This window comes from Rhodococcus sp. IEGM 27 (assembly GCF_033142305.1).
In the GTDB taxonomy this organism is placed as follows: domain Bacteria; phylum Actinomycetota; class Actinomycetes; order Mycobacteriales; family Mycobacteriaceae; genus Rhodococcus_F; species Rhodococcus_F oxybenzonivorans.
Genome location: NZ_JAWLSG010000035.1, coordinates 1 through 2,011, shown reverse-complemented (window position 1 = coordinate 2,011; position 2,011 = coordinate 1). Strand labels below are relative to the sequence as shown.

The 2,011-nt window shown below is 65.8% G+C and carries 2 protein-coding genes; both read left to right on the top strand.

The window, feature by feature from the left end; translation table 11 throughout:
- The coding region (gene adh / locus R4P95_RS33375) for an aldehyde dehydrogenase (protein ID WP_317840532.1) at positions 1-1,494 on the top strand (1,494 nt) is incomplete at its 5' end.
- Positions 1,494-2,011, top strand: a 518-nt coding sequence (locus R4P95_RS33370) for a DUF779 domain-containing protein (RefSeq protein WP_317840531.1), incomplete at its 3' end; no start/stop codon positions are given. The genes adh and R4P95_RS33370, both read left to right, overlap by 1 nt.

The window sequence follows — 2,011 nt, the reverse complement described above, 5'->3', positions numbered from 1 at the left end:
GACGCCGTCATGTCCTTCCAATCGCGTTACGACAACTGGATCGGCGGCCAGTGGGTTGCGCCCGTCAAGGGCCAGTACTTCGAGAATCCGACACCCGTCACCGGTCAGCCGTTCTGTGAGGTCGCCCGGTCGACGTCCGAGGACATCGAGCTCGCGCTCGACGCCGCGCATGCCGCGGCACCGGCTTGGGGCAAGACGTCCGTGGCCGAGCGGGCGATCGTCCTGAACAAGATCGCCGACCGTATCGAGGAGAACCTCGAATCCATCGCGCTCGCCGAGTCCTGGGACAACGGCAAGCCGATCCGCGAGACCCTGAACGCGGATATTCCGTTGGCCGTGGATCACTTCCGCTACTTCGCCGGGGCCATTCGGGCGCAGGAGGGGGCGCTGTCGGAGATCGACAACGACACCGTCGCCTACCACTTCCACGAGCCGCTCGGTGTGGTCGGCCAGATCATTCCCTGGAACTTCCCCATCCTGATGGCCGTGTGGAAGCTGGCGCCGGCACTGGCCGCCGGAAACGCGGTAGTGCTCAAGCCTGCCGAGCAGACTCCGGCGTCGATCCTGCACCTGATCTCCATCATCGGTGACCTTCTGCCCGCCGGTGTGGTGAACATCGTCAACGGCTTCGGTGTCGAAGCGGGCAAGCCGTTGGCGTCGAGCCCCCGGATCAGGAAGATCGCGTTCACGGGCGAGACCACCACGGGCCGGCTCATCATGCAGTACGCCTCGCAGAACCTGATTCCGGTCACCCTCGAGCTGGGTGGCAAGAGCCCCAACATTTTCTTCTCGGATGTCATGTCCTCCAACGACGATTACCAGGACAAGGCACTCGAGGGATTCACGATGTTCGCCCTCAACCAGGGCGAGGTGTGCACCTGCCCGTCGCGCTCGCTGATCCAGGAAGACATCTTCGACGAGTTCCTGGCGATGGCCGCCATTCGCACCAAGGCCGTGCGTCAGGGTGACCCGCTCGACACCGACACGATGATCGGCGCGCAGGCGTCCAATGATCAGCTCGAGAAGATCCTGTCCTACATCGAGATCGGCAAGGGTGAGGGCGCCAAGGTCATCACCGGTGGCGAGCGCGCGGAGCTCGGCGGCGATCTGTCGGGCGGATACTACGTTCAGCCGACCATCTTCACCGGCCAGAACAAGATGCGGATCTTCCAGGAGGAGATCTTCGGGCCCGTCGTGTCGGTCACCTCGTTCAAGGATTACGAGCAGGCCATCGAGATCGCCAACGACACCCTGTACGGCCTGGGCGCCGGTGTGTGGTCGCGTGACGGCGGGGTCGCCTACCGCGCGGGCCGTGACATCCAGGCCGGCCGGGTGTGGACCAACACGTACCACCAGTACCCGGCGCACGCCGCATTCGGTGGCTACAAGCAGTCCGGCATCGGCCGTGAGAACCACCTGATGATGCTCGAGCACTACCAGCAGACCAAGAACCTGCTGGTCAGCTATGCCGCGAAGGCTCAGGGCTTCTTCTGATGGACGCGGTTCGGGCGCCCGCGCGCCTGAAGGCAACCGCCGGGGCGGTGGAGCTTCTCCGCCGCCTCGGCGGTATCCACGGCGCGCTGATGATGCATCAGTCGGGTGGATGTTGTGACGGCTCCGCGCCGATGTGTTACGCGGACGGCGAGTTCATCGTGGGGGACCGGGACGTGCTGCTCGGCGTCCTGGACCTCCGTCTCGGCGTCGGTGAGACGTTGCCGACGCGCCCCGAGGGCGTCGACGCGGTTCCGGTGTGGATTTCCGGCTCGCAGTTCGAGGCGTGGAAGCATACGCAGCTCGTACTCGACGTCGTGCCGGGTCGTGGGTCGGGCTTCAGCGTCGAAAGCCCGGAAGGGATGCGGTTCCTCAGCCGGGCCCGCGCCTTCACACCCGAGGAGAACACCAGCCTCGCAGCCGAAGACGTCATCGTCGGTGAGCGGTGGGAGCAGGGCTGGCGGCCCGCCCCGTCCGCCGAGCCGCAGGTGGTCGCGGAGGCGGTCGACGCCTGCCCCGT